Origin of the sequence: Corynebacterium sp. MC3 (genome assembly GCF_900099485.1) — a bacterium.
Classification (GTDB): Bacteria; Actinomycetota; Actinomycetes; order Mycobacteriales; family Mycobacteriaceae; genus Corynebacterium; species Corynebacterium pseudogenitalium.
Genome location: NZ_LT622814.1, coordinates 156620 through 169361, shown reverse-complemented (window position 1 = coordinate 169361; position 12742 = coordinate 156620). Strand labels below are relative to the sequence as shown.

The window sequence follows — 12742 nt, the reverse complement described above, 5'->3', positions numbered from 1 at the left end:
TTTTCTCTGCGCTGTGGCGCGAAGATGAAGGCTTATGCCTGGGTGGTGGACCCGCCGGCTGCCTCGATCTTCTCAACCGCAGACTTGGAGAACTTGGTAGCGGTGACGTCCAACTTGACGTTGATGTCGCCGTTGCCCAGCACCTTGACTGGGTGGTTCTTGCGAACCAGGCCAGCTGCGACGATGTCGTCGATGGTGATGGTGCCGCCGTCCGGGAACGCTTCTGCGAGCGCCTGAACGTTGACTACCTGGTACTCCACGCGGTTCGGGTTCTTGAAGCCCTTGAGCTTCGGCAGGCGCATGTGAAGTGGCATCTGGCCACCCTCGAATGCTGCGGAGACCTGCTTGCGAGCCTTGGTGCCCTTGGTACCACGGCCAGCGGTCTTGCCGCCCTTGCCTGCTTCACCGCGACCTACGCGGAACTTTGGTTTGTTAGCGCCCTTTGCTGGGCGCAGATCATGGAGCTTGATAATTTCAGCCATGTTGTTCTACTCCCCTGCAACTTCTTCGACGGTAACGAGGTGGCGAACCTTCAGGATCTGTCCACGGGTTGCGGCGTTGTCCTTCTTAATAACGGACTGGCCGATCTTGCGCAGACCGAGCGCCTCGAGGTTCTTACGGGTCAGTGGCTTCTCGCCAACCTTGCCGTGGTGCAATGTGATCTTCAAAGCCATTGTTCTTACGCCTCCTGTCCTGCGCGTGCGCGCAGCATGCGAGCAGGTGCGACGTCCTCGAGGTCCTTGCCGCGCTTCGCAGCGACTTCCTCAGGGCGTACGAGCTGCTTGAGACCTGCAACCGTTGCCTGAACAACGTTCAGAGCGTTGTCAGAACCGATCGACTTAGCAAGGATGTCCTGGACGCCAGCGCACTCGAGCACTGGGCGAACTGCGCCACCGGCGATAACACCGGTACCTGGTGCAGCCGGGCGCAGCATAACGATGCCTGCTGCCTCTTCTGCCTGGACTGGGTGAGGAATGGTGCCACCGATCATCGGGACGCGGAAGAAGTTCTTACGTGCTTCTTCTGCACCCTTCTGGATAGCGGCAGGAACTTCCTTTGCCTTGCCGTAGCCAACGCCGACCATGCCCTTGCCGTCGCCAACGACGACGAGAGCGGTGAAGGACATGTTGCGTCCGCCCTTCACGGTCTTTGCGACACGGTTGATGGTGATGACCCGCTCGATGTACTTGTCGCGGTCATCATTCTGGTTGCGACGATCATCGCGACGGCCACGGCCACCGCGGTTGTTGCGCTCATTCTTCTTGTTCTGGTTGTCGGCGGAGCGTCCGCCGTCACGCCGTTCACGTTCGGCCATTACGCGATCCTTCCGTTGATGGTGATGATTGCGGTGGTCATTAGAACTTCAGACCACCTTCACGAGCGGCGTCGGCAAGAGCTGCGACGCGACCGTGGTACTTGTAACCTGCGCGGTCGAAGACGATAGCTTCGATGCCTGCAGCCTTGGCGCGCTCAGCGATCAGCTGGCCAACCTTGGCTGCCTTTGCCTTCTTGTCACCTTCCATTGCGCGCACGTCAGCCTCGATGGAGGATGCCGCTGCGAGCGTGTGGCCAGCGAGATCGTCGATCAGCTGGACGTGGATGTGACGCGAAGAGCGGTGCACAACGAGACGTGGGGTCTCCGGGGTGCCGCGCAGCGTCTTGCGGATACGGAAGTGGCGACGTGCACGAGCCTCGCGGCGGCGGGAGGAAATATCCTTGCCGACCGGGGTGCGCTTGGTGTTCTCTGCAGAATTGCTCATGATTACTTACCCGTCTTTCCGACCTTGCGGCGAATCTGCTCACCTTCGTAGCGGATGCCCTTACCCTTGTATGGGTCATCCTTACGGAGGCGGCGGATGTTAGCCGCGATCTGGCCAACCTGCTGCTTGTCAATGCCCTCGATGGAGAACTTGGTGTTGCCATCGACTGCGAAGCTGATCCCTTCCGGAGCCTCAATGAGGATCGGGTGGGAGTAGCCGAGCGAGAACTCGAGGTTCTTGCCCTTGGCCTGGACACGGTAGCCGACACCGAAGATCTCCATGTTGATCTTGTAGCCCTCGGTCACGCCAACAACGAGGTTGTTGACCATGGAACGGGACAGACCGTGCAGCGCACGGTGCTTACGGTGATCGTCCGGACGGGAGACGACAATCTCGTTGTCCTCAACCGCAGCGGTGATTGGCTCAGGCATCTCGAAGTTGAGGGAACCCTTAGGGCCCTTGACCTCTACGACCTGACCGTTAATTTTAACTTCGACACCATTCGGGATGGCGATGGGTGCATTACCTACACGCGACATAGTCTTTTCAACCTCCCTTTACCAGACGTAGGCGAGAACTTCTCCGCCTACACCCTTCTCCTGGGCCTGACGGTCAGTGAGGAGACCCTGGGACGTGGAGATGATCGCCACACCCAGACCACCCAGCACCTGCGGCAGGTCGTTGGACTTTGCGTACACGCGCAGACCAGGCTTGGACACGCGACGCAGGCCAGCGATGGCAGCCTCACGGGTCGGGCCGTACTTGAGGTCCAGGGTCAGCTGCTTGCCAACCTTGGCGTCCTCAACCTTGTAATCAGCAATGTAGCCTTCCTGCTTCAGGATCTCGGCGATGTTTGCCTTGATCTTGGAGGAAGGCATTGTCACGCTCTCGTGCTGTGCGTGCGACGCGTTGCGCACGCGAGACAGCATGTCTGCGATTGGATCAGTCATCGTCATAAGATGTGACCGTTTACCTTTCTCGTTGCGGTTCCCTACCCACCTGACCAGCAAAACTATGTCGTGCCAGGTCGCGTTTTCCGCATGATCTGTCGGGGGCTACTTCACGCTCCCCACGCTCAATAACGCGGGGCGCTCGCCGCCTCCCTTGCACGCGGTCCGCTTCTCGGCGGGGGGCCTGCAACAAAGTTGGATGTACAATGTTCTCTCGGATTTTGCGCGCAGACAACCATCTGTGCACAAGTCCGTTTGGCCACATTACACTCCCTCTATACAAGAAACAAGTCACGTTGGCCCGGTCGCTGCGCCGTATAGTCGGTGCTATGAAGCACCTCGACGAACTTTTCGACGCCCTCTCCGCCACCTGCACGCACCGCGAGGAGCTCTACCGCTGGTTCCACCAACACGCTGAACTCTCGATGCAGGAAACCCAAACCTCACAGCGCATCGTTCAGGAACTCGAGGCAGCCGGGATCCCATATTCGGTATTGGGCGAAACTGGCGTCGTCGCCACCATCGAAAACGGCCTCGGGCCCGTCGTCGCCTTGCGCGGTGATACTGACGGCCTCCCAATCAAGGAGGACTCCGGCAAGGACTACGCCTGCACGCAGACCCAAGTCGATGCTGCGACTGGGCAGGAGGTGCCGGTGTCCCACGCGTGTGGGCACGACTTCCATATTTGCTCGGTGCTCGCGGCTGTCATCGCGTTCAACACTTGCCGCGACGCTTGGTCCGGCACGCTGGTGGGCGTATTCCAGCCCGGCGAGGAAACAGCCTCCGGCGCACGTTCGATGGTTGAGCACGGTATCGCCGACGCGATCCCCCACCCCGACGTGTACTTGGGCCAACACGTGCTCGGCACGCTGCCGTTGGGCCATGTGGGGACCCGGCCGGGCCCGGTGCTCTCCCAGGCGTTCTCGGTGAAGGTCACAGTACACGGAGTGGGTTCGCACGGATCCATGCCTGAGATGGGCGTCGATGCGGTCTTGTTGGCGTCGACAATTGTGACGAGGCTGCACACCGTAGTCTCCCGAGAGATTGCTGCTTCCGAAACCGCGGTGCTGACGGTCGGCGCGATCCATTCGGGAGCAAAATCCAACGTCATCCCGGATAGCGCGGAGCTGCTGATCAATACCCGCGCCTATTCGGAGGCGACGAGCGCGCACCTCAAGGAGGCCATCGAACGCATCGTGCGCGCTGAGTGCGAGGCAGCGCGTAGCCCGCAGCTGCCCGAGTTCGAGTACTACGACGCCTACCCGCTCACCAGCAACGATGCCGCAGTAACGCAGCGGGTACGCAACGCCTTCGAGGCGCGATTCGGTGATGAAGCGCAGACGTTGGCGCAGGTCCCTGCCAGCGAGGACTTCTCGATCATCCCGGACGCGCTCGGCGTGCCGTACACGTTCTGGGGCCTCGGCGGCTTCGCCAGCTACCCGCATGCGCCGGGCAATCACAGCGCAGCGTTCGCGCCCAACCTCCAGCCGACGCTCGACCGCGGCGCCGAAGCGATGGTCACGGCTGCGAGCGCGTGGCTCATCAACAAGAACGACGACTAAGGTGGCACACATGGCTAACAACGAAGGTTTGCAATCAACACACGAGTGGCTCGAAGAGGTCTCCCGAACGCTCGGCGTTTCCCCGGATCTCACGCGCTCGCTGGTCGGCGACATTCTGAAGATGACAGCGGACGTCGCGCACAACGGCCCGTCGCGCCCGGCGGCTCCAACGACGGCGTTCGTCGTAGGCGTCGCAACCGGTGCGGCGCTCCAGGGCGATACTGATGCAGACGCAGCAACGACGCGCGCGGCGCTTGCCAAGGTAGCGAAGCTCCTGGAAACGTATGAGCAGGATTAATCGACGCTTCGCCGTCACGAAAGTCACCCGCACCGACAGCGGCTTCGCGCGCGATACCCGCGCCGATACCGTCACCGTGGAAGAGCCGCTGGCGATCCGCGCCACCGGCGACACGCTAACCACCACGATGCGGACCCCCGGCCACGACGTCGAGCTGGCACACGGCTGGATGTTCGCGGAGGGACTGATCAGCAGCGCAGAGGACGTTCGTTCCGCGCGCTACTGCGCGGGTGCGGTCGGGCCGAACGGCGAAAACACGTACAACACGCTCGACATCGACCTCGGGCCCGCGGCCTCCCCCGCTGCACCGCAGTTCATTCGCCTGACCACTACCACGAGCGCATGCGGCGTGTGCGGCACGCAGTCGATCGACGACATCATGGGCAAGGTGCCCGCGCCAATCACTCCCGTCCGCTTGGACCCGGACCTGGTGATGCGATTACCCGACGCCCTTGCAACCGGCCAAAAGCAGTTCCGTAAGACAGGCGGCATCCACGCGGCCGGCGCGTTTACCTTTGACGGCGAACCTGTAGTAATCCGCGAGGACATCGGCCGCCACAACGCGACCGACAAAGTCATTGGCCACCTACTACTCGAAGGGCTCCTGCCAGCCAGCGACCTGATCCTGGTTGTCAGCTCCCGCGCGTCATTCGAACTTGTGCAGAAAGCAGCAATGGCCGGTTTCCCGGCAATGGTGGCGGTCTCGGCGGCATCCTCGCTCGCCGTCGAGCTGGCCCGCAAAACAAAAATGGCGCTCGCCGGCTTTGTGCGCGGCGAGCGCTTCAATCTGTACTCCGGGGAGCTCAGCGACTAGTCCTTGTACACCGTCTTCGTCTTGTTCAACCAAGCGTAGACACCGCCGATGCACAGGCCACCGCCGATGAAGTTGCCGATCCACACAGCAACCCAGTTGCTCAGGATTGCAGCGGCGGTGAATCCCTCAGGTGGCGTGCTGGACAGGAACGCCAGGGAGAACAGCGAGAAGTTCGCAATAACGTGCTCGAGGCCCAGGCCAACGAAGATAGCGATCAGTGGCAGGATCACGACGAACTTGGAGATGAACTCCTTCGCCAGCAGCGCACCAACAATCGCCATGTTGACAATGAAGTTCGCGAAGATCGCCTCAAGCAGTGCGCCGAAGAACGGCTTCGCCAACTTGCCCTCGACCAGAGTGACAATCAGGTGGCTGTTATCCATCGAGCCGAACTTAGCCGACTGGCTCATCACAGCCGCGAAAATGATCGCACCGATCAGGTTCGCCACCGTCACCACAACGACGAGCCAAATACCCTTGCCCCAGCTGAACACCTTGTCCGTCGCCGCCCAGGACGCAAACATCATGTCGCCCGTTGCAAGCTCCGCGTTGAGGATGACGATCGCGAACAGGCCAAGCCCGAACAGCAAGGCGAACACAACCGAGCCGAGCCCCGGTGCGTATTCATTGACCGCATTTCCCGCCACCGCGGCGAACGCCGTACCAGCGGTCAGGTAAATGCCGGCGAGAATCGCGCGGACGAAAAACCGTGGCATCTCATTATCGAGAAGCTGCTCTTTCTTTTTGGCCCCTGCGTGGACCATTTCCTGCAAAGCCATCGTGGCCTCCTCAAATTCACCTGAGAGATTGTTGCAAGGAGTCAGTCTATCGAACGTTTCCCAAAAACAGTACATGCGTACTATTCGGGTGTGCTCTGCAGGTTCCCCCAAAAGACGTACACCCCCGCAACCCGGTGGTTGGGTCGCAGGGGTGTTCGTCGAAAAGCAGTGACGCGTTATGCGCGCTGCATCTTGCCATCCTTGTCAGCGAACGGGAAGCCGAGGTGGCGCAGGAGTGCGCGGCCCTCGTCGTCGTTCGTTGCGGTGGTGACGACAGTGATGTCCATACCGCGGACGCGATCGATCTTGTCGATGTCGATTTCGTAGAACATCGTCTGTTCGGTCAGGCCGAAGGTGTAGTTGCCTGCACCGTCGAACTGCTTGTCGCTGAGGCCACGGAAGTCACGAATACGTGGCAGAGCAACCGTCAGCAGGCGGTCCAGGAACTCCCACATGCGGTCGCCGCGGAGGGTGACCTTCGCGCCGATCGGCATGCCTTCACGGAGCTTGAAGTTAGCGATGGACTTCTTCGCGCGGCGAAGCTGTGGCTTCTGGCCGGTGATCGCGGCGAGGTCCTCGAGTGCGCCGTTGATGACCTTGGAGTCACGTGCAGCGTCGCCGACACCCATGTTGACAACAATCTTGGTCAGACCTGGGATCTGCATGACGTTGTCGTACTTGAACTCATCGTTGAGCTTGGTACGGATGTCCTCTTTGTACTGGGTCTTCAGACGAGGGGTGTAGTTCTCAGCCATGCTTAGATGTCCTTCCCGTTCGACTTTGCAACGCGGACCTTCTTGCCGTTTTCGTCGAAACGGTAGCCCACGCGCGTCGGCTTGCCGTCGGAATCCAGGACCATCACGTTGGAGACGTGGATCGGAGCTTCCTGGGTGACAATGCCGCCGGACTCTGCGCCGCGCTCGTTGTAGGAGTTCGCGACGTGCTTCTTCATGCGGTTCACGCCTTCAACGAGAACGCGCTGACGCTTCGGGTATGCCTCAATAACCTTGCCCTGCGCGCCCTTATCCTTGCCAGAGATGACCTGGACCATATCGCCCTTTTTGATTTTCATCCCTAGATCACCTCCGGTGCGAGAGAAACGATCTTCATGAACTTCTTGTCGCGCAGCTCGCGAGCAACTGGGCCGAAGATACGGGTGCCGCGTGGCTCGGTGTCGTTCTTGATCAGCACTGCAGCGTTCTCGTCGAACGCAATGTAGGAGCCGTCCGGACGACGGGTCTCCTTCTTCGCGCGAACGATGACAGCCTTAACGACTTCGCCTTCCTTAACGTTGCCGCCTGGGGCAGCTTCCTTCACAGTGGCGACGATCGTATCGCCGATGCCGGCGAAGCGCCGAACGGATCCGCCGAGGACACGGATGCACAGGATTTCACGTGCACCGGTGTTGTCGGCGACCTTCAGGCGCGATTCCTTCTGAATCACTATTGGTCTCCTGACCTGGGTCGATGTGCGTTAGATTTCCGTCCTATACGCACGTGGTCAATGTCTTCGATGTCTTTTCGCTTGTCGACGGCACCTTCGGTACCGCAGGCGTACATGCTCAGCTCGGAAACGCGCAGAGCAAACACGCAGCAAAGGACAACTGGAACATTAAAGCACGGAACATGCGCGCCCGCAAACCATGACTTTTGGTTGTGTGGATTCGTGCCCGGTTCTGACCTTTGGTATGGTCATACCTATGAACTTCGATGGCACACTTGCGGATTCAATCGGCTTCAAGTCGTACCTCTACACCTACGAACTCCCCAAGTTCGCGGTACGCTCCATGCTCGCCGGCATGTTTTTGACGATCATGACGGCCTTCGCCACCGTCGCCTCCACCCAAGTAGAAAGCAGCGCCCCCGGCTACGGCCGCTTCGTGTTCGCAGCTATCTTCTGCCTCTCGCTGTACGTCATCGTTGTCCTGGGTGCGGAACTCGCAACCGGCAACATGATGTTCATGACCTACGGCAGCGCCTCCGGGCGCCTCCCCTGGCTCAAGGGCTTCCTGATGGTCTCCACCTGCACCATCTTCAACCTGCTCGGCGTCCTCATCACCGCGGTATTCCTGGTCCACGCCACGGCGTTCCAGCCGATCGGGATGGACAGCTTCCTCGCCGCGACCGTTGAGACCAAGCTCGCGAAGCCGGACAGCTTGCTGTTCATGGAAGGCATTTTCGCCAACATCGTGGTCAACATCGGCGTGCTGCTCGCCATCCAGGCTGGCAAGGACTTCACCGCGAAGTTCCTCGCCATCATGCTGATCGTTCCCGCATTCGCCGCAATGGGGTACGAGCACTCCATCGCCAGCTTCGTCGTCTTCTCCCTGGCGGGCTACGGCATCGGCGCCGAGCACTTCGCCGGGTTCACACTGACGAATGGCCTGATGAACTGGCTCATCGTGTGGGTCGGCAACTACATCGGTGGTGGCCTCATCATGGGCGGCGTCTATGCTTGGCTAAACAAGGGCGGCACCCCGGCAACCCCGCTGGCGACACGCCGCTAACCCCCAAGCAGAAAGAAAACGCCCCGTTCCCGCGAAGGGAAGGGGGCGTTCGTTATTGCTCGGTGAGCACTTAGCTCGAAGCAGCGATGCCCACGCCGGTTGCCGCAGCAACGATCGACAGGATGACCACAACGGCCATGTTGACGACACCGATGGACGAAAGCACAGCCGGAACCAGCAGCAGGTTCGGACCCTGCGGGCCAGCGAAGTTGCGCAGCTCGTTCATGACGTTGTTCAGCGGCTCTGGGTACTGTGCAGCACTTGCATCGGTAGCAACAACGCCAGACAGGACAACAACAGAAGCGGCAACTGCAATTGCGTTACGAAGTTTCATTCTTACGTTCTCTCTCTATGGTCTCGGGTGAATGGGTGGGATTTAGACGCGCTGCGAAGACGTCGCGATGTTCGTCAGGAAGCCCAAAGAGGACAGCAGTGCAGGCACGAGGATCAGGTTCTGTGCCTGGTAGCCACCGAGGCGCTTCAGCTCGTGCAGGACACCTGCCAGCGGTTCTGGCGCTGGCTGTGCTGCCTGTGCGACCGGTGCGCCCACTGCAAGAGCGGAAGCCACGAGGCCTGCGGCGAGAATGCGACGAAGTTTCATAGTTTTCCTCCTGTGATGTCCGCTAGACCCTTGTGAGCTAGCGCGCTGAACAAGACACCAACAGATTAACAGACCAATTTAAGGTTGTTGCCAGTTTTCTAAAAAACTTTTATTTTGCTTCTTCAGCTATCTTTTTCGGCTCGACGAAGAAGAGGGCATCGCCAAACTTCGTGTCTGCAGGAAGGCTTCTCGACGCCCCAATCTCCCCTACCCGCTTCGTATTCGAGACAACGACCGGAGTCGTCACTTCGTATCCTGCGTCGCGGATGGCATCGATATCGAACGTCGCGAGGAGCTGGCCTGCTTCTACGACGTCACCTTTCTTCACGTGTGCAGTGAAGTGCTCGCCCTTGAGGTTCACGGTGTCGAAGCCGATGTGCATGAGAATGTCCACGTTCTTGCCATCGGTCCCCTTGGCGCGGATTGCGTAGGCGTGGCCGGACGGGAACGTGACCGCAACCGTACCGGCGACGGGTGCGCGCAGCTCCCCAACCGTCGGCACGATTGCCACGCCGTTCCCCAGCTTGCCCTGGGCAAACATCGGGTCACTGACCGTCGCAAGCGGCACGGCGTTGCCCTCGAGAGGCGCCACGACGTGGAGCGCCTCGTCGGACGCCTCGAGCAGCGCTTGCTCGGCAGCGGCATCGGCGGCTGGATCCTCGGTTGCGTCCGGATCGATGCTGCCATGCTTGCCCACCAGGTAGCGCCCGTACCCGTAGGCCGCCACGAAGGCGATCACGAACGTAATGACGCCGAGGATCAGGAAGGTCACCATGTCATTCGCGCGGATGGAGACCACGCCGATAAAGCCCGCCGCACCAAGCGCAACTGCCTTGACATCAAAGATCGCAATCAGCATTGCACCAATACCGGCCGCGCCGAGGCCGATAAAGAAGGGCCAGCGGAGGCGCAGGTTGACGCCGAAGATGGCGGGTTCCGTGATACCAAATACGGCCGAGATGCCCGAGGAACCAGCTAGACCTTTGAGCTTTGCGTTGCGCGCCAGGAAGTACACGGCAAGGGCCACTGCGCCTTGCGCGATGTTCGCCATGGAGGCCGTCGGGAAGATGAAGGAGCCGCCCTGATTAAACAGCTCGAGCTCGATTGGCGGGAAGGACTGGTGCAGGCCAGTGATCACGATCGGCGAGTACACCAGACCGAAGAGCAGGCCACCGATTGGGCCACCGAAGTCGTACAGGCTGGAGAGGCCGACAATCAGCAGGTCACCGAGCCAGCGGACAAACGGGCCGACGGCGATGAAGGTAATGAAGCCCGTAATCAGCAGGGTTGCCAGCGGAGTAATCAGGAAGTCCGCCGTACCCTTCAGACGCTTGTGGAACCACTTCTCGATCGTTGCCAAGATCCATGCGACCGCCAGCACCGGCAGCACCGCACCCTGGTAACCCGCCTGCGCGACAGGCAGGCCGAACAGGTCCCAGAACGGCATCGTGCCGTCGGCTACGGAGTTCGCCACGTCGTAGCCGTTGACCAACGCCGGGTGCACCATCGCCATGCCCATGCCGGCGCCGAGGTATTCGTTGCCACCGAAGCGCTTCGTCGCGGAGTACCCCACCAGCACCGGCAGGAACGCGAACGGTGCGGAGGCCAGCACATTGATGATCTCCGTCAGACCCTGGATCTGCGGGAACATCCCCACCAGGGAGTTCTCCCCGAACAACCCCTCGGCGGTCAGGACGTTGTTGAGCGCCATGAGCAGACCGCCGCCAACCAGGATTGGGATCAGCGGCACGAAGATGTCAGAAAAGACCTTAATGAAGCGCGTAAACCAGTTGCCCTGGTTCGCCGCTACTTCCTTCAGGTCTTCCGTGGAGACAGCAATGCTCTTGCTGGTCATGCCGTTGAGCTGATCAAAGACAATGTCCACGTCACCGGGGCCGACGATGATCTGGAACATGCCGCCGGTTGCGAACGTGCCCTTCAAATCAGGGTCGTTCTCCAGCGTATCCTGCGCAACCTTGTCGACGTCCTTAAGCACGAAACGCAGTCGCGTCGCGCAGTGGGCGACGCCAACGATGTTTTCCTCGCCCCCTACCCCGGCGAGGACCCGCCGGGCTACTTCTTTGTGGTCCATGTGGGAATCCTTTCTCTTCCCACACAGTCAAACATCTATACGGGCATAAATCAGCTTACTTGCGTCCGATTACCCCCGGTTGTGGCCGATTTCACGTACCTCCACGGCCATCCAAGGGGCTCCGCCGGTACCGAACACCGCCGAGGAAAACGCCACCTCCCCGCCCCCAGCGACAACTTCGAGGGCGGCGCCGTCAGCGCACACCACGAGCTCGCCCTGCGCGCACTCGGCACTGCGCTCATCACCACCGACCGTCACGCTCAGCATTCCACGCCCGGCCTCGCCAGGCCGCCACGCCACGTGAGCACCAACGCCACCGGCATCGTCGACCAGGTCGGCCTCCCACGGCTGTCCCCTGAGAACTTCGCGGTGCACGACCATCCCCGCGGGATCGGTTGGGAGAAGGAGTTCGGTGCGAAGCTGGCCGTCGACAAGTTGGAGCCTGCGAGGCAACGTCAGCTGATGCACCCAGCCCTCTGCCTGAAGCGTTGGGGTGTCATCGCGGGCAGGCAGTCCCATCCAACCGAGCAACAGCGCATCGCCATCGTCCTCGGCGACCATCTGCGGCGCGTAAAACTGATGCCCAAAGTCCAACGGGCGGAACTGCGACTCCACGCGGAACCACAGCCCATCCAGCGTGCCCACGACGTAGCCGCACTCGTCCGAGCCCGGGTACTGCGGGCACAGCACCAGCACCTCGCGCCACTGCCCCGTCGCGTGGTCACGCATCCGCAGCAGGTTCGGGCACTCCCACATGTAGGCGGCCTCAACGCGCGGGTCCAGCCCCTCGAACTGCAGCGCGCCAGCAAACGACCAGTTCACCAGGTCCGGTGACTCGTAGAGCACCACCGCGCCGCGCTCCTCCTCACGCTGCGCACCGAGCACCATGCGCCAGGAGCCGTCCTCATTCTGAGTGACGTGCGGGTCCCGGTAGTGGGCGGTAAAGCCGAGGGCTGGGCCGTCAATGAGCGGATTCTCCGGCGCACGGTGGTACACACCGCCCATCGGGCCCTCCAAGTCCTCAACGCGGACCAGGTTCTGCGTGGTCAGGCGGCGCCCATCCTCCTTCACGTTGCCGGTGTAAAACAGCATGACCTCACCGTCGTGGACCACGGAGGACCCGGAGTAGCACCCGTGCGTGTCGTACGGGAAGTCCGGATACAGCGCGTCCGGAAGGTGGCGCCACTGGCCCAGGCCCTCCTCACCCCCAATTGTGGTGACGGCGTGGCCCCAACCGGTGCGCTTCGCAGCGTGCGGAAAGCACGGATCATGCTGGTAAAACACGTGGAGTTGGTCGCCGATGAACGTGACGCCGTTCGGGTCGTTGAGGCGCCCTTGCGGCGGGGACAGGTGAAATGTTGGCCGGTACGTCATGCGACT

18 protein-coding genes are annotated in these 12742 nt (G+C 61.0%); 4 read left to right on the top strand and 14 right to left on the bottom strand.

Annotated features, from left to right (window positions below; genetic code table 11):
• Positions 1 to 32: 32 nt before the first annotated feature.
• From rplO to rpsH, 6 genes are read right to left on the bottom strand one after another with little or no spacing between them, the layout of a single operon-like run.
• Positions 33 to 482: a 50S ribosomal protein L15 gene (rplO, locus tag BQ4436_RS05580; protein ID WP_070975803.1), complete on the bottom strand. Its 450-nt coding sequence runs from the start codon at positions 480 to 482 to the stop codon at positions 33 to 35.
• 6 nt (positions 483 to 488) lie between these two features.
• Positions 489 to 674 carry a 50S ribosomal protein L30 gene (gene rpmD, locus BQ4436_RS05575; RefSeq protein ID WP_070363074.1) on the bottom strand — a complete coding sequence of 62 codons (186 nt, stop codon included), beginning with the start codon at positions 672 to 674 and terminating at the stop codon, positions 489 to 491.
• A gap of 5 nt (positions 675 to 679) precedes the next feature.
• Positions 680 to 1315, bottom strand: coding sequence for a 30S ribosomal protein S5 (rpsE, locus tag BQ4436_RS05570; RefSeq protein ID WP_070363075.1), 636 nt, complete (start codon positions 1313 to 1315; stop codon positions 680 to 682).
• A 40-nt stretch (positions 1316 to 1355) separates the two neighbouring features.
• Positions 1356 to 1760 carry a 50S ribosomal protein L18 gene (gene rplR, locus BQ4436_RS05565; RefSeq protein WP_070363076.1) on the bottom strand — a complete coding sequence of 135 codons (405 nt, stop codon included), beginning with the start codon at positions 1758 to 1760 and terminating at the stop codon, positions 1356 to 1358.
• Between the two features lie 2 nt (positions 1761 to 1762).
• Positions 1763 to 2299, bottom strand: a complete 537-nt coding sequence (gene rplF, locus BQ4436_RS05560) for a 50S ribosomal protein L6 (RefSeq protein WP_070975801.1) — start codon at positions 2297 to 2299, stop codon at positions 1763 to 1765.
• Positions 2300 to 2317: 18 nt separating this feature from the next.
• Positions 2318 to 2716: a 30S ribosomal protein S8 gene (gene rpsH / locus BQ4436_RS05555; RefSeq protein ID WP_070363078.1), complete on the bottom strand. Its 399-nt coding sequence runs from the start codon at positions 2714 to 2716 to the stop codon at positions 2318 to 2320.
• A 323-nt stretch (positions 2717 to 3039) separates the two neighbouring features.
• On the opposite strand from rpsH, the gene BQ4436_RS05550 reads away from it, so the two are divergent.
• The 3 genes from BQ4436_RS05550 to fdhD are packed head-to-tail and all read left to right on the top strand — an operon-like array spanning position 3040 to position 5384.
• A complete protein-coding gene (locus BQ4436_RS05550; protein ID WP_070976036.1) occupies positions 3040 to 4272 on the top strand; it encodes an amidohydrolase in 1233 nt (410 codons plus the stop codon).
• Positions 4273 to 4282: 10 nt separating this feature from the next.
• Positions 4283 to 4570, top strand: a complete 288-nt coding sequence (locus BQ4436_RS05545; protein ID WP_070976034.1) for a DUF6457 domain-containing protein — start codon at positions 4283 to 4285, stop codon at positions 4568 to 4570.
• A complete protein-coding gene (gene fdhD / locus BQ4436_RS05540) occupies positions 4557 to 5384 on the top strand; it encodes a formate dehydrogenase accessory sulfurtransferase FdhD (protein WP_070975799.1) in 828 nt (275 codons plus the stop codon). The genes BQ4436_RS05545 and fdhD overlap by 14 nt, the downstream gene beginning before the upstream one ends.
• On the opposite strand, the gene BQ4436_RS05535 is transcribed toward fdhD, so the two are convergent.
• From BQ4436_RS05535 to rplN, 4 genes are all read right to left on the bottom strand, one after another.
• Entirely contained in the window at positions 5381 to 6163 is a 783-nt protein-coding gene (locus BQ4436_RS05535; RefSeq protein WP_070363080.1) for a formate/nitrite transporter family protein, read from the bottom strand. The two genes, fdhD and BQ4436_RS05535, sit on opposite strands and share 4 nt — an antisense overlap.
• Positions 6164 to 6339: 176 nt before the next feature.
• Positions 6340 to 6918 (bottom strand): 50S ribosomal protein L5, encoded by a 579-nt coding sequence (gene rplE, locus BQ4436_RS05530; RefSeq protein ID WP_070363081.1) that lies wholly within the window; start codon positions 6916 to 6918, stop codon positions 6340 to 6342.
• 2 nt (positions 6919 to 6920) lie between these two features.
• The gene (rplX, locus tag BQ4436_RS05525; protein WP_070363082.1) at positions 6921 to 7235 is read right to left on the bottom strand and encodes a 50S ribosomal protein L24; all 315 of its coding nucleotides are present in this window, start codon (positions 7233 to 7235) and stop codon (positions 6921 to 6923) included.
• A gap of 2 nt (positions 7236 to 7237) precedes the next feature.
• Positions 7238 to 7606, bottom strand: a complete 369-nt coding sequence (gene rplN, locus BQ4436_RS05520) for a 50S ribosomal protein L14 (RefSeq protein WP_070363083.1) — start codon at positions 7604 to 7606, stop codon at positions 7238 to 7240.
• 256 nt (positions 7607 to 7862) lie between these two features.
• On the opposite strand from rplN, the gene BQ4436_RS05515 reads away from it, so the two are divergent.
• Positions 7863 to 8669 (top strand): formate/nitrite transporter family protein, encoded by an 807-nt coding sequence (locus tag BQ4436_RS05515; RefSeq protein WP_070363587.1) that lies wholly within the window; start codon positions 7863 to 7865, stop codon positions 8667 to 8669.
• Positions 8670 to 8739: 70 nt separating this feature from the next.
• Here the strand turns inward: BQ4436_RS05515 and BQ4436_RS05510 are convergent, their stop codons facing one another.
• From BQ4436_RS05510 to BQ4436_RS05495, 4 genes are all read right to left on the bottom strand, one after another.
• Positions 8740 to 9003: a hypothetical protein gene (locus BQ4436_RS05510; RefSeq protein ID WP_070363084.1), complete on the bottom strand. Its 264-nt coding sequence runs from the start codon at positions 9001 to 9003 to the stop codon at positions 8740 to 8742.
• 42 nt (positions 9004 to 9045) lie between these two features.
• The gene (locus BQ4436_RS05505; protein WP_070363085.1) at positions 9046 to 9270 is read right to left on the bottom strand and encodes a hypothetical protein; all 225 of its coding nucleotides are present in this window, start codon (positions 9268 to 9270) and stop codon (positions 9046 to 9048) included.
• Between the two features lie 109 nt (positions 9271 to 9379).
• Positions 9380 to 11362: a sucrose-specific PTS transporter subunit IIBC gene (locus tag BQ4436_RS05500; protein WP_070477552.1), complete on the bottom strand. Its 1983-nt coding sequence runs from the start codon at positions 11360 to 11362 to the stop codon at positions 9380 to 9382.
• 69 nt (positions 11363 to 11431) lie between these two features.
• A complete protein-coding gene (locus BQ4436_RS05495; protein ID WP_070975798.1) occupies positions 11432 to 12736 on the bottom strand; it encodes a glycoside hydrolase family 32 protein in 1305 nt (434 codons plus the stop codon).
• Positions 12737 to 12742 lie beyond the last annotated feature (6 nt).